The 22,673-nt window shown below is 49.0% G+C and carries 26 protein-coding genes; 8 read left to right on the plus strand and 18 right to left on the minus strand.

Annotation, left to right across the window (positions count from 1 at the left end):
- Positions 1-17 precede the first annotated feature (17 nt).
- The 3 genes from C173_RS08805 to C173_RS08815 form a co-directional block, all read right to left on the minus strand.
- A complete protein-coding gene (locus tag C173_RS08805) occupies positions 18-593 on the minus strand; it encodes a TetR/AcrR family transcriptional regulator (RefSeq protein WP_036724133.1) in 576 nt (191 codons plus the stop codon).
- 431 nt (positions 594-1,024) lie between these two features.
- Positions 1,025-2,971: an alpha-L-arabinofuranosidase C-terminal domain-containing protein gene (locus tag C173_RS08810; protein WP_051477930.1), complete on the minus strand. Its 1,947-nt coding sequence runs from the start codon at positions 2,969-2,971 to the stop codon at positions 1,025-1,027.
- A 59-nt stretch (positions 2,972-3,030) separates the two neighbouring features.
- Positions 3,031-4,044: a glycoside hydrolase family 5 protein gene (locus C173_RS08815; protein ID WP_036724134.1), complete on the minus strand. Its 1,014-nt coding sequence runs from the start codon at positions 4,042-4,044 to the stop codon at positions 3,031-3,033.
- 187 nt (positions 4,045-4,231) lie between these two features.
- Between C173_RS08815 and C173_RS08820 the strand changes: the two genes are divergently transcribed.
- Positions 4,232-5,029 (plus strand): helix-turn-helix transcriptional regulator, encoded by a 798-nt coding sequence (locus C173_RS08820; protein WP_036724135.1) that lies wholly within the window; start codon positions 4,232-4,234, stop codon positions 5,027-5,029.
- Positions 5,030-5,068: 39 nt separating this feature from the next.
- Here C173_RS08820 and C173_RS08825 read toward each other — a convergent pair whose 3' ends face one another.
- The 5 genes from C173_RS08825 to C173_RS08845 form a co-directional block, all read right to left on the minus strand.
- On the minus strand, positions 5,069-5,443 hold the full coding sequence (locus tag C173_RS08825; RefSeq protein WP_036724138.1) for a glyoxalase: 375 nt from the start codon (positions 5,441-5,443) through the stop codon (positions 5,069-5,071).
- 163 nt (positions 5,444-5,606) lie between these two features.
- Positions 5,607-6,056: a macro domain-containing protein gene (locus C173_RS08830; protein ID WP_036724139.1), complete on the minus strand. Its 450-nt coding sequence runs from the start codon at positions 6,054-6,056 to the stop codon at positions 5,607-5,609.
- Entirely contained in the window at positions 6,053-6,718 is a 666-nt protein-coding gene (locus tag C173_RS08835) for a hypothetical protein (RefSeq protein WP_036724140.1), read from the minus strand. The genes C173_RS08830 and C173_RS08835 overlap by 4 nt, the downstream gene beginning before the upstream one ends.
- Positions 6,719-6,766: 48 nt before the next feature.
- The gene (locus tag C173_RS08840; protein ID WP_036724141.1) at positions 6,767-8,536 is read right to left on the minus strand and encodes an ABC transporter ATP-binding protein; all 1,770 of its coding nucleotides are present in this window, start codon (positions 8,534-8,536) and stop codon (positions 6,767-6,769) included.
- Positions 8,529-10,340, minus strand: a complete 1,812-nt coding sequence (locus tag C173_RS08845) for an ABC transporter ATP-binding protein (protein WP_051477931.1) — start codon at positions 10,338-10,340, stop codon at positions 8,529-8,531. The genes C173_RS08840 and C173_RS08845 overlap by 8 nt, the downstream gene beginning before the upstream one ends.
- Positions 10,341-10,553: 213 nt before the next feature.
- Here C173_RS08845 and C173_RS08850 point away from each other — a divergent pair, with 213 nt between their 5' ends.
- Positions 10,554-10,892, plus strand: coding sequence for a DUF6809 family protein (locus C173_RS08850; RefSeq protein ID WP_063830896.1), 339 nt, complete (start codon positions 10,554-10,556; stop codon positions 10,890-10,892).
- Between the two features lie 209 nt (positions 10,893-11,101).
- On the opposite strand, the gene C173_RS08855 is transcribed toward C173_RS08850, so the two are convergent.
- From C173_RS08855 to C173_RS08860, 3 genes are all read right to left on the minus strand, one after another.
- The gene (locus C173_RS08855) at positions 11,102-11,407 is read right to left on the minus strand and encodes a hypothetical protein (RefSeq protein ID WP_155991348.1); all 306 of its coding nucleotides are present in this window, start codon (positions 11,405-11,407) and stop codon (positions 11,102-11,104) included.
- Between the two features lie 23 nt (positions 11,408-11,430).
- Entirely contained in the window at positions 11,431-11,850 is a 420-nt protein-coding gene (locus tag C173_RS34195; protein ID WP_155991351.1) for a hypothetical protein, read from the minus strand.
- Positions 11,851-11,987: 137 nt separating this feature from the next.
- A complete protein-coding gene (locus C173_RS08860) occupies positions 11,988-12,572 on the minus strand; it encodes a restriction endonuclease (RefSeq protein ID WP_051477938.1) in 585 nt (194 codons plus the stop codon).
- Between the two features lie 281 nt (positions 12,573-12,853).
- Between C173_RS08860 and C173_RS35335 the strand changes: the two genes are divergently transcribed.
- Both C173_RS35335 and C173_RS32785 read left to right on the plus strand, forming a co-directional pair.
- Positions 12,854-12,988: a hypothetical protein gene (locus C173_RS35335; protein WP_268748442.1), complete on the plus strand. Its 135-nt coding sequence runs from the start codon at positions 12,854-12,856 to the stop codon at positions 12,986-12,988.
- A 184-nt stretch (positions 12,989-13,172) separates the two neighbouring features.
- Positions 13,173-13,715, plus strand: a complete 543-nt coding sequence (locus C173_RS32785) for a hypothetical protein (RefSeq protein WP_051477932.1) — start codon at positions 13,173-13,175, stop codon at positions 13,713-13,715.
- A gap of 73 nt (positions 13,716-13,788) precedes the next feature.
- Here C173_RS32785 and C173_RS08875 read toward each other — a convergent pair whose 3' ends face one another.
- The 5 genes from C173_RS08875 to C173_RS08895 are packed head-to-tail and all read right to left on the minus strand — an operon-like array spanning position 13,789 to position 18,661.
- Positions 13,789-16,200: an ABC transporter permease gene (locus tag C173_RS08875; protein WP_036724145.1), complete on the minus strand. Its 2,412-nt coding sequence runs from the start codon at positions 16,198-16,200 to the stop codon at positions 13,789-13,791.
- Between the two features lie 3 nt (positions 16,201-16,203).
- Positions 16,204-16,980 carry an ABC transporter ATP-binding protein gene (locus tag C173_RS08880; protein ID WP_036724146.1) on the minus strand — a complete coding sequence of 259 codons (777 nt, stop codon included), beginning with the start codon at positions 16,978-16,980 and terminating at the stop codon, positions 16,204-16,206.
- A 58-nt stretch (positions 16,981-17,038) separates the two neighbouring features.
- Positions 17,039-17,797 carry a DUF4097 family beta strand repeat-containing protein gene (locus tag C173_RS08885; protein WP_036724148.1) on the minus strand — a complete coding sequence of 253 codons (759 nt, stop codon included), beginning with the start codon at positions 17,795-17,797 and terminating at the stop codon, positions 17,039-17,041.
- Positions 17,787-18,347 carry an HAAS signaling domain-containing protein gene (locus C173_RS08890; RefSeq protein WP_036724150.1) on the minus strand — a complete coding sequence of 187 codons (561 nt, stop codon included), beginning with the start codon at positions 18,345-18,347 and terminating at the stop codon, positions 17,787-17,789. Before C173_RS08890 ends, C173_RS08885 begins: the two co-directional genes overlap by 11 nt.
- Entirely contained in the window at positions 18,344-18,661 is a 318-nt protein-coding gene (locus C173_RS08895) for a PadR family transcriptional regulator (protein WP_036724153.1), read from the minus strand. Before C173_RS08895 ends, C173_RS08890 begins: the two co-directional genes overlap by 4 nt.
- Positions 18,662-18,918: 257 nt before the next feature.
- Between C173_RS08895 and C173_RS08900 the strand changes: the two genes are divergently transcribed.
- The 4 genes from C173_RS08900 to C173_RS35645 all read left to right on the plus strand — a co-directional run bounded on the left by C173_RS08900 (position 18,919) and on the right by C173_RS35645 (position 19,993).
- Positions 18,919-19,212: a hypothetical protein gene (locus C173_RS08900; protein WP_036724156.1), complete on the plus strand. Its 294-nt coding sequence runs from the start codon at positions 18,919-18,921 to the stop codon at positions 19,210-19,212.
- Between the two features lie 96 nt (positions 19,213-19,308).
- The gene (locus C173_RS08905) at positions 19,309-19,554 is read left to right on the plus strand and encodes a YuzF family protein (protein ID WP_442792627.1); all 246 of its coding nucleotides are present in this window, start codon (positions 19,309-19,311) and stop codon (positions 19,552-19,554) included.
- A gap of 74 nt (positions 19,555-19,628) precedes the next feature.
- Entirely contained in the window at positions 19,629-19,733 is a 105-nt protein-coding gene (locus tag C173_RS35640) for an aldo/keto reductase (protein ID WP_442792628.1), read from the plus strand.
- Entirely contained in the window at positions 19,730-19,993 is a 264-nt protein-coding gene (locus C173_RS35645) for an aldo/keto reductase (protein WP_036724158.1), read from the plus strand. Before C173_RS35640 ends, C173_RS35645 begins: the two co-directional genes overlap by 4 nt.
- A gap of 98 nt (positions 19,994-20,091) precedes the next feature.
- On the opposite strand, the gene C173_RS08915 is transcribed toward C173_RS35645, so the two are convergent.
- Both C173_RS08915 and C173_RS08920 read right to left on the minus strand, forming a co-directional pair.
- Positions 20,092-21,816, minus strand: a complete 1,725-nt coding sequence (locus tag C173_RS08915) for an ABC transporter ATP-binding protein (RefSeq protein ID WP_036724160.1) — start codon at positions 21,814-21,816, stop codon at positions 20,092-20,094.
- Positions 21,813-22,670 (minus strand): ABC transporter ATP-binding protein, encoded by an 858-nt coding sequence (locus tag C173_RS08920; RefSeq protein ID WP_051477934.1) that lies wholly within the window; start codon positions 22,668-22,670, stop codon positions 21,813-21,815. The genes C173_RS08915 and C173_RS08920 overlap by 4 nt, the downstream gene beginning before the upstream one ends.
- Between the last annotated feature and the right edge of the window lie 3 nt (positions 22,671-22,673).

A 22,673-nucleotide genomic window follows, 5' to 3' on the forward strand; every position in this document is an offset into this window, starting at 1 on the left:
ACCAGCCCGCTTCACGGTTACCTGCTGTCCCCTTGCCCTGTTCTGCCGAAGCCTTGGAGGACTGTATTAACCAGCAGCTTCGGAGCGTCATTCTTCGCCAGATCCCCCTTCTGAATCTCCTGCCAGGCAACGAACAAGAGATTATACATAACCGTGATGATCCAGTGGGCGGGCATTCCGGTATTCAGCAGACCGCGTGCCTGCCAGCCCTCCACCGCTTCACGCAGCGGCTGCTTGATCCGTGCTTCCTCGGCTACAATATGCGGATTCTCGTCCACTGAGGCTGCAGAGCTGAGAAAAGACACCTTGCCGCCCAAAGGAATCAGCACCTCGAACACTTCCGTCAGGAACGGGAGCATATCATGCTCCTCTGCGGTAACTCCCCCGAGCGCTTCTTCCACCAGCCCGATCGCATTCAGCGCCAGCGCATCCAGCAGCAGCTCCCTGGTAGAGAAATACCGGTGCAGCGTCGCAATACCGATCCCTGCGTGATCTGCTATCTCCTGCAGCGTAGCCGTCGGCTTCATCGCCAGCAGCTCCGTCGATGCATCCAGAATGGCCTTCCGTTTGGTATCTTTAACACTGGTTTTCATGAATATAGGCCTGCCTCTGCTGTAGGATGAGTGATAGTTTTGTAAATTCAATGATACTTTAATGATTATAATGATATATTTTTCTATCATTTAATTTTATTTTATACCGGAAGGTGAGTGGTGTCAAACCTCCAATGCACGTTGGCGAAGGGTTAACTGTATTTCATGCAACTAAACTGAACAATACAGGCTCTATGTTGCGGTTTAATTGCATTTGGTACATCTATTTATAAGTAAATGATCTAAAAGTCTGCTTTCGCCTCATTTTAATTGTACAGAATGCAGTTAACTCAGCTTATCCGGGCTTTAGGTTACTTTTAGATGTACGGAATACAATTAAACTCACTCCTACAAAAAGAAGGGAAGACGGCAACCTCCCGTCTCCCCCATATTCCTTATATTTGATCTTTCAAGCATTACTTTCGCCCACATTACCTTACCCCGCACTCCATCCGCAGCACATGAAAAGACTTCGGCCCCAGCTCATACACCATCGAGTTCGCGGTCTCAAGCGGCACACTAGAAGGAGCTATGTTGCGCGGAGCCTCAATAGAGTTCACGTCCGGCTCCTGCCCCTGCATGACATACGCCTCGCCGCGTCCGGTCAAGGACAGTGCTGTCTCCAGCTCCACCTGAACGGTACGGTCCTGTGTGTTCACCAGCTTCACATAAAGGACTTGCTGCTCCTCATCATAAGAAACAGTGTAAGGAATCTCCTCCTGATCATGTACGGTCTGCAGCACCTTCGTTCCCATCAGTGTACTGTACATTTGCTGCACATAATAGCTTGGTGTACCGTAGCTGCTCTCCCCGTCGAACCAGATCATATCAGGCGACCACTGGGCATATCCGAGTCTGGCGAACAACGGAGCATAAGAGGCCAGCACAACGATATCGGCATTGCGCTCAAGGCCTGTCAGGAATGCGGCTTCTGCCAGCGCAGCGCCCCAGCTGTTGAAGTGCGGCGCATTCATCCCGTTGCCATAGTGACCCGCATATTCCCCGGCGAACACCTTGATGTCTCTCGGATACTGATCATAGAAATGCACATTTTCGCACAGCCATTCCGGCTTCACATAGTAATGCTCATCGATAGCGTAGACGAAGTTTGGATTACCCTCGGCCCGCTTCCGGTAATATTCCCACGCCCGGGTGTAGTTGACCGAACTGACATCCGGCCCGGCGGAGCCGATGAGCTGTACAGACGGGTACGCCGCATGAATTGCCTGCTCGAACAGATCGTATCTGGTGAAAAAGTCTGCATGCTCCGTCTCCCACTGCTCGTTGCCGATCCCGATCATCTCCAGACCGAACGGTTCAGGATGGCCCATATCACACCGCAGGCGGCCCCACGGTGAATCCACCGGTCCGTTGGCGAATTCCAGCAGGTCCAGCGCATCCTGGATATACTCCTGGAAATCTTCATCATGTACGCCCACATGCTCAGTAGACTGGAACTGGCAGGCCAGCCCGACATTCAGCACCGGAATCGGCCGCGCCCCCAGGTATTCACACAGCAGAAAATACTCATAGAACCCAATCCCCAAGCTCTGATTATAGTGGCTGTACTCGCTCGTGTAATGATTCTCTTCATGATTGCCGTGCAGAGCCCAGCGGCTGCTGTTATTCTTGCGCTGCTCGGCGGCTCCCACACTCTGCTTCCATTGGTAACGGTTCTCCAGGTTATAGCCCTCAACAATACACCCTCCGGGGAACCGCAGGAAGCCTGGCTTCATCTCCTCCAGCAGCCCGACCAGATCCAGGCGGAACAGACCCAGCACCGCGTCGGAGGGAATCATGGAGACGAAGTCGAAGCAGACCGTACCCGGAGCATCCAGCCGGATGACGAAATCCCCATACGATACAGGCTCACTGCTGCTAAGCTGCGCTGTATAGCGTGTCCACTCTTCCCCTACCGCTGTCGCGATGACAGCCTGCGCCATAACCGCACTATTTTGCTCAACAGAAACTTCAATGCCGCCTGCATAACCCTCCGCTCTGGCATAGAAGGATACCTCATACGTAAGTCCCAGCTTCAGAGACACACCATCATAAGCCTTATTCGTAAAAGCATTCTGCGTCTCCCCGGCGGTAAACGCCAGGTAATGGGGATTGACCTCATTCTGCGGATACTCCGTCCGAATCTGTAGAGTAGCTCCGCTTGCCTCTGCGGGATATGCCGTCCAGCCGTAGAGGCCGTTATAGCTCTCGCTGTAGCTCCCCCTGTCGCCCTGCGCCTTCATGAACTCAAAGGAACGGTTCTCAATCATCTCGGCATGCAGCCCGCCGTCCAGACCATAGTTGATATCCTCGAAGAACAGCCCAATCATCCCCTTGGATATCGATACAGCGGGCTTATCTGTAATTTGTAGTTTCATTTATTTCCCCTCCGCCACTTTCCCTTGTCTGTATTTCTTCCAGTTCTCTCTATCCACGCCTACAAATAAGAAATAATCTCAGACGTAATGCTGCTGTCGTAACGGTCGGAGATGCCGAAGTCCATCTTTTTATAGGTCCATGCGGCCCGGCCGATCTTGTATTGCTCGAACACTCCATGTACATCCTTATACCAGTTCACCACGCTCTGCGATGGCGCTTGCTCAATGACACCATATTCTCCGCAGTACAGATACACGTTCCGCTCTGCTGCAACATCGATGGCGTTCTGGATCAGGCTGGTCATGTATGCCGGACCCATCTCGTGGATACCTTCTACATGAAGCCCCGAGCCAAAAGCGCCAATGGCCGCCGAAGTGCTACGGTAGTTCTCCAGGTCACCCGGATAGTCCATGCTGCTCTTTGGCATCTGCTCCACCCAAGCCGCACGCTGGTGTGTGAACAGGAACGGCTCATAGAAGTGGAAGGTGTACACGATATTCTCATCAAAAGGCTGATCCAGCAGCCCGAGGGTATGCACGCTGTTCCACTGGATGCCGCCGATGACAATTTTGGTCTCCGGGGCATGCTTGCGGATCTCGGCAATCGTCCGTTGGGCCAGCGCATTCCAGCGGCTGCTATCCTGCTCCACAATCTCATTGAGCAATTCAAAAGCTACAGTGTCCTTGTAACTGGCATAACGGCTGGCAATCGCCTTCCACAGATTCAGGAACCGTTCCTGGAGCTCCGGGTCATCGAACAGGGAATTCTCGGCCACGCTGTTGAAGGAGAACCCGGGCGTTTTATGCAGATCAATAATGAGATTCAGCCCGTTAGCAGCACACCAGCGAATGCAGTTGTCGATATGCTTGAACCCGGCGTAAGCCTCTGCATTCCCTGTATCCTCTATCACTTCATAATCCACCGGCAGCCGGACATGGTCCAGGCCCCAGGAAGCAATGGTCTCGATATCCTTCTCCGTAATGAAGCTCTCATAATGGGCATGCTGATACGGACACTGAGACAGCCAGCCTCCTAGATTCACACCTCTGGTATAACCCGTCCATTCTTTCATCACGATCATCCTCTCCGGCCTCAGCCTTCATTGTAAGCTCTTACTTCTACCTGTCTTAAGCATAGATAAACCCTGGCCGCAGAACAATTACAAATCGTGCGTAAGTACTAACCTATTGTGCAATCTCCCTTTGCAAAGCAGCCTGTTTGCTTTTACAATAGATCTATCTGCTATGCGGGAGGCTCCTATGAACATACACAATATCGGCTACAACCACAGCCATGACGCGGACTTCATCATTAACCGGCCCCAGGGCTCGGGCGACCATATGCTATTGCTGCTGAAGACCCCGGCCATCTTCACTTTGGAGGGAGAGAGCCGGGTGACAGGGCCGGACTCCTTCATCCTGTACAGCGAGCATACTCCTCAGCTCTACCGGGCATACGGGCCGCAGTTCACCAATGACTGGTTCCATTTCCGGCTGGACAACCCGGACGATGAAGCGCTGCTGGAGCGGCTGGCGATCCCCAAGGATGAAGTCATCCCGATTGGCGACCTGAACGAGCTGTCGATCATCATTAACCATTTGTGCTATGAGGTGTATTCCGAGAACCCGCATCAGGACGAGACCATCGAATTATATCTGCGCTTATTCTTCATTAAGCTGAGCAACCGGATTCATTCTACCCAGAAGGAAGTCGGCAACACGCACTTCAACAAGATGTCCGTCATCCGCACCAAAATCTTCAACCAGCCCTTCCTGAACTGGACCATCGATGGGCTGTCCCACGAGTTGACCATGAGCCGCTCCTGCTTCCAGCACCTGTATAAAGATTACTTCGGCGTAAGCCCGATGGCCGACGTTATTGCCAGCCGGATCGAACATGCCAAATACCTGCTCACCACCACAGACATCTCCGTCAAAAAAATCGCCGAAATGAGCGGCTACGCCAGCGAGATCCACTTCATGCGCCAGTTCAAGCAGCAGTTGGGCCAGACGCCCACCCAGTACAGGGAGCACAAAATAAAGCCAGAACGCTTGTAAGCAGTCTGGCTCTCCATTTTTATTGACTATTCCAATCGATCAAAGCCATTCCAGAAACTCAAGACGATTCCCAAAAGGGTCGTCTATATAGAAGCGCCTGACGCCTTCATCCACCCTTGCTTCATCATCCGTGACTTGAATGTTATTCTGCAACAGATGCTCACGTAACTCATTCAAGTGCTGCACATGAAATGCCGGATGCGCTTTGGTAGCGGCAACAAAATCCCGTTGCACCCCGATATGTACCTGATGAATCCCACATTGAAACCAAACCCCGCCACGCTTTTGCAGCAATTCTGGTTTGGGTATCTCCGCCCAGCCTAACAATCCATTGAAGAATCTCCGGGCCTCAGCTTCACAACCCTCCGGGGCTGCCAGTTGTACATGGTCTAGACCATAAAAATTGTAAGCCATACCTCTTCCTCCTCAAAAGTTTCATCTAATGAAACTTAATTTCATAATATAATTCTATATTATAGTAATTCGCAATATAAATCTATAAAAAACAGCCCCCTCTAAGGCGGACTGCTTCATAACTTAAAGCTTATAGATAGCAGAAGTATAGCGCACAGATAATTTAAATCTTATACAAAGTAACTTCATAGTCTGCAAAAACCTTCCCGATCATCTCCTCCACCACACTCCACTCCCCGTTCGCCAGCCCGCAGCCAATGTTGTAAGGGAGAGCGACAGACAGCCCCTTGGCCTGCGCTTCGGTCTTCAGTGTGGTTAGCGCTTGCTCCAGCGCAGCATAATCGGTATACCGGATTTTGCTTCTTCCATAGTTAAGCTGGCCGAACAGATTCGCCGTGTACTTCGCGCCCGTCTGCACCAGCTGGCAGTGTCCAAGCAACCCGTCAGGCGTGTACTGGTCACAGTATTTTTTATACTCAGGATATAAGCTCGGATAGCGGTCCCGCAGAATCTTCGCAATCCCCGACCCCATCACCCCCTGACAATTCACCTGGTGCCCTAGAATATCTTCACTGGCCTCTAATAGATCGCCGTTTACGATTTGGATGGTCATGGTTCTCTCCTCTTATCAAATTCCATCATGTCCCGGAGCTTGTCCGCTGTCTCCAGTACAAACTCATCTAGTTCCGCTTCCTTCATATAAACCGGTTCATATTCTATCGGCACTTCAGTGTTGCAATAAAAGTGAATGATATTCTGTATTTGTTTAAAGGTCTGGCCTTCAGGAAAGAACGGTAAGTATTCAGGATATCGCTGAATATGCTGCACATCGGTCCAAAACACATGATTGCCATGCAGCTTCAAATATTTGAAGTCCAGCCAGTACCAGTCCCGCTTCACCAGCTGATTGTATTCGGGAGTACCTTTTACGGATTGATGTACCGGCTCCTCCTGCTTAACTCTTGTTAACTTGATCCATTCTACATCCGTTATAAGATGACAGTAATACCCCCAATAGTAGGAACCTGCGCTAGAAGCAGGCTCAACATCCTTCAATGCATACTTCTCCCGGAACAGCTCTGGCTTAATCCCCGGTCCATCCTTAAAGTGGGTAACACTCTTAGGTATACGCTGAAAGGGAGAAAGATTCCCCTCCTCATCAACGATCCCACAATCCGGGCCAATATTTCCTACCAGAAAATCAACCTTGGATACCGGAACTCCCGCCTTCATTAACTCTTCAGCAATTCTAAAATGAGTAACCCACGTAGCCATATAGCATTCCTCCTGAGACTAACTATACTCCTGTAGTACACACTTTACCTACACATACCACTTCCGCTGCGCCTCATACATCGTCCGATACTCGCCCTCCATACTCATTAGCTCCTCATGCGTACCATCCTGCACAATCCTTCCATCCTTCATCACGAGGATTCGATCGGCCAGCTTCACAGAGCCTAATCGGTGGGAAACCAGAACTGCGGTTTTATCCCGGCACAGGGCGGCGAAATCGTTGTACAGACGGGTCTCCTCCAGTGGGTCGATGGCCGCCGTGGGTTCATCCAGAATCATCAGGTCGCTGTCCCGGAACAATCCACGCGCAATCGCTACACGCTGCCACTGGCCGCCGGATAGATCCGTGCCCCCGAACTCGCGTCCCAGCATCGTATCTAGCCCTCTCTTAACCCCTTCACCGGATAAAAGCACCCCGGCCTCCTCGCACACGGATACTACTGCGGAATCATCTGCTAGTTTAGAATATTGGCTGATCCGCACATTCTCCCGGAAGGTCTCATTATACTTGCGATAATGTTGAAAAACAGCCGACGTTCGCTCATAGCTAGTCCGCGAAGCCTCCACGTTCCCGTACCACACTTCCCCTTCCGTAGGCGGATATAATCCCATAATGATGCGGCACAGCGTGGTCTTCCCGCTTCCATTCTCGCCTACAATCGCCAGCGTCTGCTTGTTCGGAATGATCAGGTCGATCTCCTCAACTGCATTTCGGGTTGCCAGCGGATAGCGGAACCGGACACCTTGTAGCTCAATATCACTGTCTGCGGGCCTTGGCAGGTTATTAGTCGCATGAACAGGTTCGTCGATGAAATCCAGAAAATTCTCAACAGACCCGATATTCTCCGTAGCCCAGGCGATTCTCTCGGTGATCAGCTTGTTCATGAACCGGTATAGACTGCCAATCGAAGCCAGCACCGCCGCAAAAGCTCCAACCGAAATCTCCTGCTTCATCACAGACACAAACAGCATATACACAATCAGGCCGTAGCCCATAACCGTCACTATATTCAGAATGAGCTGCACGAGATGCTTGCGTACCTGCGTCCGAAGTACAATAGCGTTCAACCGTTGCAGGGCAGACGTATACAAATTCTCGAAAAATGCAGCCGCCCCCAGCAGCCGGGTCTCCGAGAGATACGCTTTGTCCGTCAAGCACTGTTCATAGTAGTCACTTTCCCGCCGGATCGGGGCAGATGCCGCCTCCAGATTCTTGAATGCTGACATCAGCACCCATTGGGAGAGCATCACCGGGATGAATACGACGACAATACTTAGCGCAAGCACTGGCTTAAGCGTGAACAGATACCACCCGATGAATACGAAATAAGTCGTATAGTAGAACAGAATGTCCAGCAAGGTCGTCCCGATCCAGATCAGCTTGCCGCTCCCGTTCACAGCCTTGTGGATATAATCCAGCCGCTTCGTGTCCTCGAATTCAGAGACCTGTAACGAATCTACTCTCTTAAAAATCATCAGATTCAGGTGCTTGCCCACGCTTAGCCCGTAAATCTCCTCATAACAGTTCCCGAGTCCGTCCATGACATGATAGAACAGATACATGAGCGCCAGTGCGCCCAAGGAAAAGAGAACCATTTTGAAGTCTATTTGATCTGTAGCATAGGCAGCAGCCGCATCCAGAAATCTCTGCATAAATAACACCTGCAGCACCCAGGAGACCGCCTGGAACAAGGCAATTCCGATGTACGTATAAGACCTCCCGGGATTCACCTGGAATAAAAGCCGCAGGCATCTGACCCCGTTGCTCAGGAACCCCTGCCCCTGTATTCTATCCATGCTGCACCTTACCCTCTGCCTCATACCACGACTTCTGGCTGGCGAACATTTTCCGGTAGATCCCATCCGGGATTTCCAGCAATTGCTCATGGGAGCCCTGTTCCGCAATCCGCCCGCTTCGCACCACCAGGATCACATCCGAGATTCTCGCGGCGCCCAGCCTGTGGGTGATGTAAATAGTGAACCGGTCTGCGCGGATGCTGCTGAACATTTCATATAGCCGGCTCTCTTCGATGGGGTCCAGGGCAGCGGTAGGCTCGTCCATAATATGGATAGCTGAGCTGGAATACAACAGTCTGGCTATCGCCAACCTTTGCCACTGCCCGCCGGAAAGGTCCAGACTTTTCTCTTTGATTTTGCCGACGTAAGTATCGAGACCGTATTCCAGCCCCTGGACCATTCCGCTCAGATTCATCTTGCTTATGCTATGACGGATTCGCTCTTCATCCTTCCTCAGGATATTCCCCAGCCGGACATTATCTTGGATCGTCAGCGCGTACCTGGCGTAATTCTGGAAGACCACTGAGATGATGCTTTTCAGCTCCGGGTAGCTGTATTCCCGCAGATTCTTCTTATTAATGAAGATTTCGCCCTCATAGTTATCGTACATCCCGGTAAGCAGTTTGATCAGGGTGGACTTACCGGCCCCGTTCTCACCGACAATGGCATAGCTCTTCCCGCTAACCATGGTGAACGAGCATTGATTCAATATGTATCTCTCCGTATCCGGGTAGCGGAAGCTCACCTGCCTGAATTCCAGCGATTGAAAGACGAAGCCGCCCAACTCCGCAGGTAGAGCAGCGGCATCCTTCTTCTCACTGAGTCCGGCAAAAACTGAGAAGTCCTTCAGATACTCCTTCATCCGCGCATGCTCCTGCATTGTCTCGGCTAACTGCCAGGACATCCTCTGCACGAGGCTGAAGATCGCGGTCACCAGCGAGATATACAAGCCAATCGATAGCTCGCCCAAGTGTAGTGCAGGCAAAAGCAAGCCCACTATAAGGATGCCGATCAGCAGAGCGATGATCGAGCCGCTTTTCAGATGAATGAAGCTTCGGATCTGTATCTTCTTCTCCACCGCGTACGTCTGATCATACAGCTTGTCGTACCGATCCCTGAGCGCCGGACTATACCCGAATAACGTGCGTTCCTCCGCATCCTCCCGGCTAGTCAAAATATTGGCTATATCCGCACTCCTCCTCCGTATCCGCTGCGCATCCATCCCCAGCACATAATTCGCCTTGCCCGTCTTAATGGCAATATAGAACAAAGGCACCGCAACCAGCACAATCACAATCCCTGTAATGAACGTGGACGACATCACAATCACAAGCAGCGAAGCGGTACCAATCAGCAGATTCAGTCCACTCATCATATTGTTGAACCCGCCCATGAAATGACCCACCGGATCTCCGCACACCCTATGGATTAACTCTGAGGTCTCCTTATTCTCAATATGCTGGTACGCAAGCCGCGCCCGCTTGAGCACCATCTCCCGCTTCAGCCGCACATTCAGCCGATTGCGCCCCGTCAGTTCAACCAGCTGCATCAGGCTGGGGAGCAGATGAGTGACGATCACATAACCCATAATCAGCGCGAGCGGCTTATAGATTAACGAATACTCCGCCCGGCCATTCACAATATGGGTCGCCGTATTAATGAAATAAGCCATCACCAGCGTCTGATAAGCAGGCATCAGGGCATCCACCAGCATGTATCCCACCGCCGCCACCGTCTGCACCGGAATCACCCGAAGCGGAATCCCGATCAGATCGAATACTGTATATTTTCTTGAAGTAAGCATGTAGTCTCCTTGTTGGAATGATTATAGTAGGAACGCAATAGGAAAGACTCGCAAAGCGTGCCCTAATTCATAGTATCATTTCCATCAGAAAGGAATAACCTGTCAGATTATAGGGGTTGGGTTGTCATTCTGTAGAGTATACTCCGTAGATATAACAGTCAATTACTTTTATTGTAGAACACAAAGTACTTCGTCAATGAAGGGGATGAGGAATTGGCCAGTATCCTGGAGAGCCTGTATCACGGCAACTTGCATCCAGATGAACAAGTGATAACCAATGACCCGCAATACACTATTTTAAGAAAAAGAGTGTCTGACATCATAGAGCTTTGGAAGGAACGCCTCTCGGCGGAAGAATTCGACGAGTTAGAAGCACTGTTAGACTTATACGGTCAAACTCACGGCATGGAGTTGGCAGCTAGTTTCAAGTATGGATTTCGCTTGGGAGCGGGGATTATGGTGGAGGTTTTGACCGGGGAGGAAGGGCTTGCTGGTCGGTTGAATAGTATTGATGACATACCACCGTCATTTAAAAGTAAACAGAAACCTTAATTTTTCAAGGTTTTCTTTTCTCATTAATAGCAGGACGGGGGGACCTTGATCCTTATGCTAGTCTCTGGTAGCTTTTACGTTAAAGTATAGTTGTTGTAGCCAAATGCGAATACGTTTTTTTATTTTCACATATAATTGAAAAATCCGCCTGAGGAACTCTGGCGGATTTAACATTTGACTAAAATTTATTATCTCCTCAGTAACTAAACCTAATTAGCTTTTTCCCCAAAAAGTGCTATAGCTATTTTTATTAGTACATAGGAAATGAGAAAGCAAACTAGGCAAGCACCAACCAATGAAATAATGTTCAGCTCATAACTCTCAGCCTGTGCAGAGATACTAAAAATATCTTGATATCCAGAAGAAAAATCATTTAGTCTAAGGCTAAGAAATGGAAATAAAGCCCCAAACTTATATTCGTAAGCCGTATTCGAGTATTCAATAGAGATAGGTTTCATTAACGAAAGTATCAGAATTATTAAAGTAGTGATCCAGTAGGTTTTTTTCTTCAACACAGTCATGAAACCACCTCAAATAATTAATAATTTTGTATACTATCTCTATATAGAAATGTTTGTTGGGTAGTAACAGATAGTGGTGTACTCGGTATTCCATACGTTAATAACCCTGTTGCAGTTACGTCCGCCTGATTTCCAAGAAGTTCAAAGTTCCCGGTTTGATGTTTCCAACTTGCAACAGCTGTTCCAGTTTGCCAACTATCTAATACTCTTCCGCCATAGAATAATCCATCATACGGCCCATCATTACTATCGCCGATAAGCGCATTATATCTTATATGAATCCAAGACACTCCACCTGAAGGAATACCTGAATATATAGTACACTCTCTATTCAAATAAGTGGTATAAAAAGGAGTTGTCATTCCAGGTTCAGCAGGTAAAGTTTTAACATCTACAACTTTATACTCAATATTTGCTGCTTCTTCGTAACCCGTCAAGCAAAGGCTAACGGGTTGTTGTGCAAATGTTCTAAATATCTAACAGAAAATTAAAACCAGATCTTTCAAATACCTAATCTATCTAGCAATTTCACACTTTATTTAGTCCATTTATAAACAGAGAATGTATGTATTAGTTATTTCCTTTTCTGCTCAGCTAAAATTCGTTTCTCAGCCTTTAAATCCTTCTTGATTACTTTATCTCCATTCAGGTAGTTATCCCATGAATCATATTTTAAATGTGCATCTTCCTCAATAATATCTTTTACATTATCAAATTTCCCCGCTTTAAATAAATCCATAATCTCTATAAGGTCTTTTCTGTTATGAAGTTTAACGCCATTATATCCAGCAAGTTCATCACATGCAATCGTGTATTGACTTGAAGATATCACCATCGATTTCTTGGCACGATAGTAGCGCATTGAACTATACACCTCTTGTACAGCTCCTATACCTACAGGATAGGAATATCGTTTGGCTTGAACTACATTGCGATACCCATCCCGATCAGTGAAAACTAGATCTGTCCCGAAATCTCTGCTTCTTGGAGTCTTATAGGCATCTTTATATCCCAGAGCTAAAAATAACCTATACAGATATTCTTCAAACTCCGATCCGTCTTCCATTTTGTCTACATCCTGAATTGTAATTTTAAGTGGATCAATCGAGGAGCTCTTTGAATACCCCTTCTGCTTTTTAGTTAGGTATATAGACACCATGACTGCGAATACAATTATAAGCACTAACACAAGAGCTGCAAATTTCACCAATACTATTCCCCCTACAAAAATAAACCTACAACTATACCACAAGGCAAGATGCAACTTCCTACCATAATTTTGAAGTTAATAAGTTAAGAGATATTTATGATAATGCTGTAAAAGTGTACATTAACCTGCTCCATATTGGAGATCGATTAGAGAAGTCGTTGTCTGACTACGAAAATACTGTTAACCAAATAAACGAAGATAAGGAATTAGCAGAGGAATACACCAACCTAATGGAATCTATCATTGATGAGGATTTTGCAGCAAGCGAGTTAGACGAAATGGTAGCTAAGGCCTGCAAGATGGAGAGCGAATTAATGGAAATCTACCCAACCGTCTATACACAGCCGAGTTCAGTTTGTGATTGAAAGGAGTTTATGATGGCAGTGACACCAGAGCTAAAGAATGTTCATGTTTTTGCTGAAGGAGATGTGACGGGAGATTTCAGTTAGCACTTTATATTTAGTATTCACTGTAAAACACATAGTAATATCCATATTATTCTGATAGACTATTTTTGCTAATTATTATCAGAATAAGGGGCTGTTCATCATGATGTTATTTATTTGGGGATTTATTGTAGTGCTCATTATCGGTATTATTTTTGCAGCAAAAAAAGGAATTAAACAAGGGAATGAGCTAAAAGAACAAACCCAAAGCATCGGAGCGTTACAGGGAGTATTCGCAAAACATGTGGAGGGACTTGGCATTGGAAGTGTCGAGTGCAAAATTTTTAGATTTTCTGATCGTGTGCTTATTGATTCAGGCAGACAAAGATTTGAAATGTATCTGGCGCAATTCAGAGCCGCTGAAGTTAAAAGTGAGCAAGAATTGATCGATAAAAGCAAAAGCGTTGTGGGTCGTGCAATGATTGGAACGCTTATTGTACCTGGGTTAGGAACAATTGTCGGTGGAATGTCCGGAATAGGAAATAAAAAGAAAACTAGTCACTATATGATATTTAACTTTATAGATGCTCATGGTGAGTTGTCAGCTGTAACTTTTCAAGACACTTTTGCATTTGGTATGAAGGACTTCTGCCAAGGCTTAAATCATTCTCTGCCGACCGGCGAGTCCAGTGTCGTAAGACTGTAACCCATAGCCCGCCGACCAGTTAAGGTTGACGGGCTTCGGCCTATACTTTCGGACTGAACGCCCGGCCCTACTTTCAATCCACCACTAACACCCGCGGCGAAGCACTCTGAATAGACTTGGATGCTGCCCAGCAGCCCAGGCCTGCGGCGATGACACTTAAGGGAATCATCGAGGCTATACCTCCCCCGTTCATGATCAGCGGAACTTTAACAATCCCATAATCCGACAGGATAACGTTCAGCAGTGGTGGCAGGCCTAATAAGCCTAAAGGTATCCCTACCAAAGCTCCGATCCCCGATACGACCAGGATTCCGGTGGTTTCCGACAGCCGGATCTGGCGGGAGGTCATGCCGATGGACTTGTAGATGCCGTAGGTGCGGCTCTCTTTCTTCATGTTAATCCGGCAGATGCTGTAGATGATCACGAACGTAATAACGATGAACAACAGCGCCATAACGGACACTGGCAGCACAATGATTTTGACCGCCTGGGAGAATACCTCATCCACAAGCGATGCCTGACTGGCGATGCCAAGTACACTGCCGTACCGCTCTTGCAAATCCTTCACGAATGAATCGGTTGAAGTGCCCTCATGCAGATTCATGAAAGTGGTGTTCATCGCACTTCCATAGCCCGGATTACTATTTCTGATGACGTCGGCGGTAATCCGCCCCGAATTAGACATGTTCGCGATTGCCTGGTAGATCCCGGTGACGGTTAGCGTTTGTTTTACCCCTTCAATATAAATGTCCATTGTATCCCCTGCTTGGATGCCCAGCGTTCTGGCCACATTCACACCCACCGAGATTTCATTGGCAGACACAGGGTTACGGCCGTCCACATTCTCATAGCCTATCTGATCATAGTTCCCGTCCGCCACCGTCAGCAGGATCCCCATCGTATCCTGTTTCACGGCAGCCCCGTCCTTCATAGGAATCGGCACCACCGCATTGGCATCCCCGTACCGCGAGTAATTCTTCACCCTTGGGTCAGAGAGGACTTCTTCTTGTAGCTGTGCAAAAGTCATTTTAGCCGGATTATCGATTCTTATGGACAGATCCGCCGAGTCATACCCCCACTTGGCAATGGTGCCATGGATGGAAGCAATGCTGTATACGAACAGGAATCCAAAGACAAGTACAGCGGTGGACAACGTCGAGATCAGTACAATAAGCAGCGAACCCCGGATATTCTTGGTGACACTTCTTAGCCCGATAATCATTGAAGTCGGAAGAGCGCCCAGTTGCAGGAGCTTTCTTTTCCATATTCCAGTTCCTCCTGATTGGTGGGAGTACTCCTTCTCGGACATGCCGTAACGAACGGCTTGGGCCGGCTCCACATGACGTGCCTTATTCGCGAACACCAGGGCCGAGAGGAGAATAACCACAACGACAGCCGCGCCAGTCCACAGGCCTGTACTTGAGAATAAATCGTTCATCCCTGCTGATCCTGTACTGAGATAAGCCATGGAACTGGCAACAATGGTGCCGGAGAGAAGATTGCTGACCAGAATCCCCGGAATGACCGATACGAGCGCCAGGAAGGTGTATTGCGCAACATAAGCCATAATGACTTTGCGGGACGATAATCCGACAGATTTAATAATCCCGATTGTTCGATAGTTAGAGAGGATGGCATCGGCAATCGTGAATCCCAAGGTGTATAAGGCCACACAGACCATGACGGCAGCCAGAAAAATCATCACGAAGCTGATCACCTGATTCGCAATCATATAATAGGAAGACAAGCTCTCGAAGTCTTTAACGGACTCCAGATAAGGGGTCCCGAGAGACTGCTCGAATCTATCCCAGTAGGCCCTATGTTGGCTGTAATCCTCGAACCTTAGTCCGGTCATATACTTATCTCCGCCAGGCAGCAGGGTCATATGTTTGTTATAATCCTCAGGATTCAGCCAGATTCTCCCGCTCGTCGCAAATGGCGAACAGTAGGAGATATCCACAACGACGCCCGCAACCTTTAGCTGAATGACCCCTTCATCCGTCTTGAATTCAACTGAATCGCCCACATGAATATCATTGGGATAAGCCAGCGAGGTGGGAATCCAGACAGTTCCTGCTTCCGGTGAGCTCTGTTCTGCTCCTTCGACGAACTGCAGCCGGTCCACGGGAAAAGGTCCTTCGGGTGCATCCATCATGAACAAGTCCACATTCAGGATCTCTTCTCCTGCGTGCGACATGCTAGACAGATAGCGGTAGCGCATCAAATCCGAGACCGTTACCCCTGACTGCTCCTCCCACCATGTATGTACCTGAACCGGATCATGGATGCCATTCTCCAGCTGCAATATTTGATGCGCGCCACGGGACTGGTCATGCATACTCTCATACATCCGGTTGGTGTTGTTCAGAACGGATACGGCCGTTGAGAGGAGCAGGGCTGCCAGCATGATGATGATTGCAATGAAGCTGTTTTGCACTTTTTTATGCTTCAGGTTCGTCCAGCATAGTTTCCATACCGCATACATCCGCTACCTCTCCTCCCCTGACATGAACATGAAAATTTGGTTTTCTCTCGCTTTCAACTGATCCGGTGCATATTTGCCTAGCTCCAGAATCCCATCGATAGTGCCGTCTTTGACCAGGATTAACCGGTCTGCCCTGCACGCAGCCTGGATATCATGCGTTACCATAACGATGGATTGATTATTCTGATTCATCTCCGTCAACAGATCCAGAATCACTGCGCCCTGCTCCTGGCTTAATGCCCCTGTAGGCTCATCCGCAAAAATCACCTCCGGCGAATTGATGAGCGCTCTGGCAATCGCCGCTCTCTGCTGCTGTCCTCCAGATACCTGGGATGGCAGGCGTCCGGCTTGAGCCCCGATCCCCATCTGGTGCAGCAGGCTTAATGCCTGCTCGTTCACCTCGCTTTTGCTGCGCCCAGCCACGTATCCCGGGAAAGCCACATTCTCCAGCAAGGTGAAATCAGGAACCAGATTGATCGATTGATATACATAGCCGATTTTGTTGGACCGGAAATCCGTAAGTTCCTTCTCTGTGTATGCATCGATTCGCTCTCCCTTGAACATCACTTCTCCGGAAGTGATCCCGTCCAGACCGCTGAGGAGGTAGAGCAACGTAGATTTCCCCGAGCCTGAGCTGCCCATAATCACCGTAAAGTCACCTTGGTATACTTCGAGATTAATGCTTTTGGCGGCGAGAAATTGTTCATGGCCTGAGGAGTAAACTTTGCATAGATCAACAGTCTTGATTAAGACTTCTTTCCTGGGATTATGTGTTATCACACAAGGCCGCCTCCTAAAATCAATCATATTCTTCTTCCTGCTCTTCGCCTAAATACTGTTACTGTTCGATCCTAAGATTGCCAGTGTCAGAGATAAGCTTGACAAGTGGCCCTCCCTCACCGATATAACCATCCTTATAACCCGGAAGCGTCACCTGAACGGTTCCAGAATCCGCAGAGAATTGAGTACGGAGCGCCTGAGGCGCTTCTGCTGTCTGGATGGTAATGTCTCCACTGTCCGAGGTGGCATGGATATCTTGACTAATGCGCTCAATCGAGGCGGTGATTTTACCCGTATCTGTCTCAGCATGGATGATCCCCTCCTCTATATCCAGCTTGATAGCCCCTGAGTCGCTTACCACCCGGTATTCCTTCGCCAGGACGGGGCCGACATCTATTTTTCCGGAGTCCGTTACCACCTGCAGCTGGTCTAGCCGGGTCTCAGGAATCCCTACCGTGAGCTTAAGCTCCGTATAGATGTCAAAAAAGCGGAAGCGGTTATCCTGAACAACCTTAATGCTGGTTTGTCCCCGATCCTGAGTGATGTGCAGCTTGTAATCCTTCATTAATGCCTTGGTCGTCTTCCCGCCTAAGGTTGCCTTGATTTCATCTCCCTGAATGGGAACCACATCAATCGTTCCAATCTCGTTTTGAAGAAGAACGCTAGTGGTCTGGTCCATCCGCACAGGCTGTTCAACCGATAGCTCATGCAAATTGAAGGGTGAATTGCCTAACAGATACAGCACTACATTTCCAATGACTCCGGCAGCAATCAGGAGCAGGGCAAGTCTGGTTACGATCCGGGATCTATTTTTCAAAAGAAATCACATCCTTCTTGATAACTGTCAGATTATACTTCAGGTACTTGATCACAAGGTGGTAATACAGCCGGGTGAGCTTTAATGTTCCAAGGGCTACTAGTAGTCCCACACCAACCAGGCCCAGCATCAGGAAGATGCTATTGATAGACAACGCCACCGACTGATACTGAAGAATTAACAGAACCGGAGAAATAAGCAGGCAAATGGCAAAGACGAACACCCCGGCAATCACAGTCAAAGAGGTGATAAAAGGCAGCAGAACGATAACTAAGTTGAACAATCCTAAGCTCACCGTTGCCATAACCGCTCTCGTAACGCTTAAGAGCGTTGGGGATTTGTCCGCTCTCTCAATTTGCGACTGGGTCAGTAGTTCACGGGCGATCAACCGGGGGTGGCCCAGCTTGGAGATCACCTCTGCTTCTGACCGCCCGCTTAATTGGGCACACTCGAAATGCTCCCTGAATTCCCCCATAAGATCGGCACATTCCTCAGGAGGAAGCAGCTTCAGATACCGTGCCAATTCATTCAGATAGGCCTCTTTATTCAATCCGATCCCCCCTTAATAATCTCCTGCACCCCTATGGCAAAAGCATTCCATTCCTCAATCATGTCGTGCATGACTCTCCTTCCCTCATCGGTAATCTTATAGTACTTCCGGGGCGGCCCCTCCTCCGATTCGGATAAATAGGTCGAGAATAACCCATCCGCCGCCAGCCTTCTTAACAACGGATAGATCGTGCCCTCCGCAATGGCAAATTTCTGCGAGATCTGCTCCACCAGCTCATATCCATACCGGTCCTTCTGTGAGGTCAATACAAGCACACAAAGCTCCAGCACACCCTTCTTGAACTGAACATTCAATACGTATCACCACGCTTTATTTAGTACTGTGCAATACACAGTAGTTACTAATACAAAGATTACCATCGACTACTGTTTATTGCAAGGTAGTTGGAGGTAATAGTTATGATTGCGTTCATATCCATTCTCATCATTTATCTCTCGTTACAATTAGGCTTAATTCATTATGAATTTTTTAAGCTATGGGCATATGCCGTGATGGATATAGGTTATAGTCCATAGACTGTTGACGAGATAGTATTTGAGGAGGTTTACCCATGGAAACGAATTATCAACAAGTTGCCTGGAATTGTATGAATAAATATGTTGGTATTACTACAAGCGATGGTCAGTCTCACGACGGGTTTGTTGCTCATATCGATCAGAACTATGTTACACTTGCCATTCCCACCAATGAAATGGTAGGCCAGATGAACGGAATGCCTGCTAACGCAACAACCTACAGACAATTCGGATACTATCCGGGTTTCTACCCGCGCCGCCGCTTTTATCCAAGACCGATCCCCTTTGGTGCCATTACAGCTTTGTACTTGCTTCCATTTTTTATTTAATAATGATTAGGGAATTCGTTATTGCATGGGCATCCGCCCAGTTCTTTATGTGGGCATTAGCATAGGATGATGTATAACCATTCGGGAGGTAACAAAGTGCTGAATAATCAAATGTATCCAATGCAGCAACAAATGCCGCAAGCAATCATGGTCTATCCTATTGATCCCTACGTAGTCGAAACCTTAATGTCTGTAAAAGGTAAACAGGTAGTGATCGAAACCACTCGCGGAGGGATTAGCGGCTGCTTAGTGGAAGTTAAGCCAGACCACGTTGTATTGGATACCAGGGGCCGGAAGTTTTTCGTACGAATCTGCGAGATTGTCTGGATCATACCAGAATAGATTTTTGTGAAGGAGCTACGATAGTAGAGATCCCCTCAGTGTTACCCTAGCTGGGCGAGGAAGGCAGCCGCCTTATGATCAGACATGCGCTTGAGGCAGGAATCAACTTCTTCGATACCGCTAATTTGTATTCGCACGGAACCAGCGAGGAAAGTGTCAGCAGGGCGCCTCCACCATGAGAACTTGGCAGTTCGCCAAGGCCCTGCATCTCCAGAAACAGAACGGTTGGACCCGCTTCATCTCCATGCAACACAACTACAACTTAATCGCCCGCGAAGAAGAAAATGAAATGATCCCGCTCTGTGCCGACGAAGGGATTCAGACCATGGTCTTCAGTCCGCTGTCGCGTGGTGTCCTGGCCCGGCCTTGGGGTACAAAAACTGCCCGCATGGCCGCAACCGTTGGGCATGAGGTTGCAATTCCAGGTGGGGGGAAGTGAATTGAACGGAGCAAGAGGCCCATGCGGGGTTGCATGGGCCTCTTGCTCCGGTCTCTTTAATTAGGGGTCCTGACCCTTGAAGACCGATCCGATTACATTCAAGAAGCTTGCGTCGCATACAATCGTGCATAAATGCCGCCGCTACGCAGCAGTTCCTCATGCGTACCCGTCTCGGCAATCTCTGTGCCCTCCAGCACGACGATCTGGTCGGCATGGCGGACCGTCGATAGCCGATGGGCAATCACCAGTGTTGTGCGATCCTTCGATATTTCGTCCAGCGCCTGCTGGATCTCTTGCTCGGTCTTGGTATCCAGCGCCGATGTCGCTTCATCCAGAATGAGGATCGGTGCATTGCGCAGAATCGCCCGTGCGATCGAAATCCGCTGTTTCTGCCCTCCTGACAGCCGTACACCGCGTTCACCAATGACCGTATCGTAGCCTTGCTCCATCTGTGCTATGAAATCATGCGCTTTCGCCGCTTTCGCTGCGGCAATCACATCTTTCCCGGTCGCATCAGCCCATCCATAAGCGATATTGTCATACACCGTGCCGTCAAACAGGAAGGTATCCTGCAGCACCATTGAGATATTGTCACGCAGGCTGGAGAGGGTTACATCCCGAATGTCGATGCCATCCACTTGAATTGAACCGGTCTGCGGTTCGTAAAACCGGTTAACGAGACTGGCTAATGTCGTCTTTCCTACTCCGGTTGTACCTACAAGCGCTACCGTCTTTCCAGGCTCAATAGTCAGGTTCAGCCCTTCTAGTACAGGAGCACCATCCGGATATACGAATGTGACATTCTGAAAGGATATCTGTCCTTGTATACGCGGCAAATGGACTGCATTTCGCTTCTCCTGTATGTCTTCCTCCTCTTCCAGCACATCATATACCCGTTTAAGGCCAGCGGCGGCTCGCCCGGACATTTCCACTAAGCTGGAAAAGGACTTTACCGGCTGATAGAACATACCCAGGTAGGCGATGAATCCAATGATATCAGCAATACTTACCTCACCTGTTGCCATCAATCTGCCGCCTAGTATCACGACAAGCACGGTACCCAGCGCGGTCACAAATGCCAGCAACGGCACAGAGGTCTCATAGAACAGACTGGCGCGCAAATAGGTCTTCGTATGTTTCATAGCCAGACGGGAAACGTTGCCCCGCTCCTCCTCCTGCCGATTGAAAATTTGGATTTCCTTCATGCCCGACAGGTTCTCCTGCACCTTGCCAGCAATCTCTCCCCGCGCCTTGGAATTCTCTCCCCATAGCGGTGACAAGCGTTTGCTTTGCCATACCGTGATCGCAAGCAGCAACGGAATTGTGATCAGACTGATCAGTGCCAGCTTCACATTGATCGTCAAGAGCAGGATGCCTACTCCGATAAAAGTCAGACCGTTGATGATAAAGTCAGGAATGGCATGGGCAATGTAAATTTCCGCTTCCATCGCATCATTCACAACGCGCCCGGTCAAGTCACCCGTCCGGCTTCGATGGAAATAGCGCAGGCTCATCTGCTGATATTTGCTATATAATCTTGTTCTTAAATCTGCCACATAGTGAAGTGCCGCATAATGGTTCATATAGCCGGCCAGTGATGTTCCGATGGCTTGCAGACAGGTGGCTCCAAGCAGCAACAGACCAATCTTCAGCGCTTCCGCGGCAAACCGGCTGCTGCCTTCGGTCGCCAATTGTGTCAACGAGCGGAGCGCCCAGGGCAAATAAAACCCGGCAATCGTGGCCATCACGATACCGGCAAATCCAATGCCTAACTGCAGCCAGTATTTCCTTGCGCCCATCAGGACACGCCATGCGGTTCTCATGTGGCAATCGACTCCTTCTGTTCCTCAGCTTGCAGGAATCCTTGATCTGCTTCTTGGTCTCTACGCTTATCACGCAATAGCTCGTACGTCACATACACCGGCCGCCCTGTTCGCGGTTCCAGCATAATCTCGGCATCAATGGCAAACACCTCACGCAGCGTCTGTACCGTCATTACACGCTCTGGCGAGCCATGCTCCACCACCTGGCCCTCACGAATCGCCACCATGTAGTCGGAGAAACGCGCTGCCAGATTCAGGTCATGCAGCACCATCACAATCGTCACCTGCTGACTGCGATTCAGGTCATAGAGCAGTTCCAGCACTTCGAGCTGATGCGCCAGGTCCAGATAAGTGGTGGGTTCATCCAGCAGGATCAGATCGGTCTGCTGGGTGAGCGCCATCGCAATCCATACGCGCTGACGCTGACCGCCAGAGAGCGTATCGACCTCACGATGCTCAAACGCTGTAAGCTGTGTAACCGATAGCGCCCAGGTGACTACTTGCTTATCCTCTTTGGAGAGCTTGCCGAAACCCCGTTGATGAGGAAAACGCCCATAGGCGACTAATTGGCCGACCGTCAAGCCGCTCGGTGCGGTTGGCGTCTGCGGCAGAATCGCCATTTGCTTGGCGACTTCCTTGGTGGACAGTGTGCGGATATCGGCACCATTCAGATAGACCGTACCACTATTCGTCTTGAGCAGCCGGCCGACTGCCTTGAGTACGGTTGATTTGCCGCATCCATTGGGACCAATAATCGAGGTGATCTGTCCACGCGGAATCTGCAAATCCAGTTCTTTGACGATAAGCGTGTCATTATAGGCAATATCAATTTGCTCTGCTGTAATACTGTCCATGAC

Source organism: Paenibacillus sp. FSL R7-277, assembly GCF_000517965.1.
Classification (GTDB): domain Bacteria; phylum Bacillota; class Bacilli; order Paenibacillales; family Paenibacillaceae; genus Paenibacillus_AQ; species Paenibacillus_AQ silagei.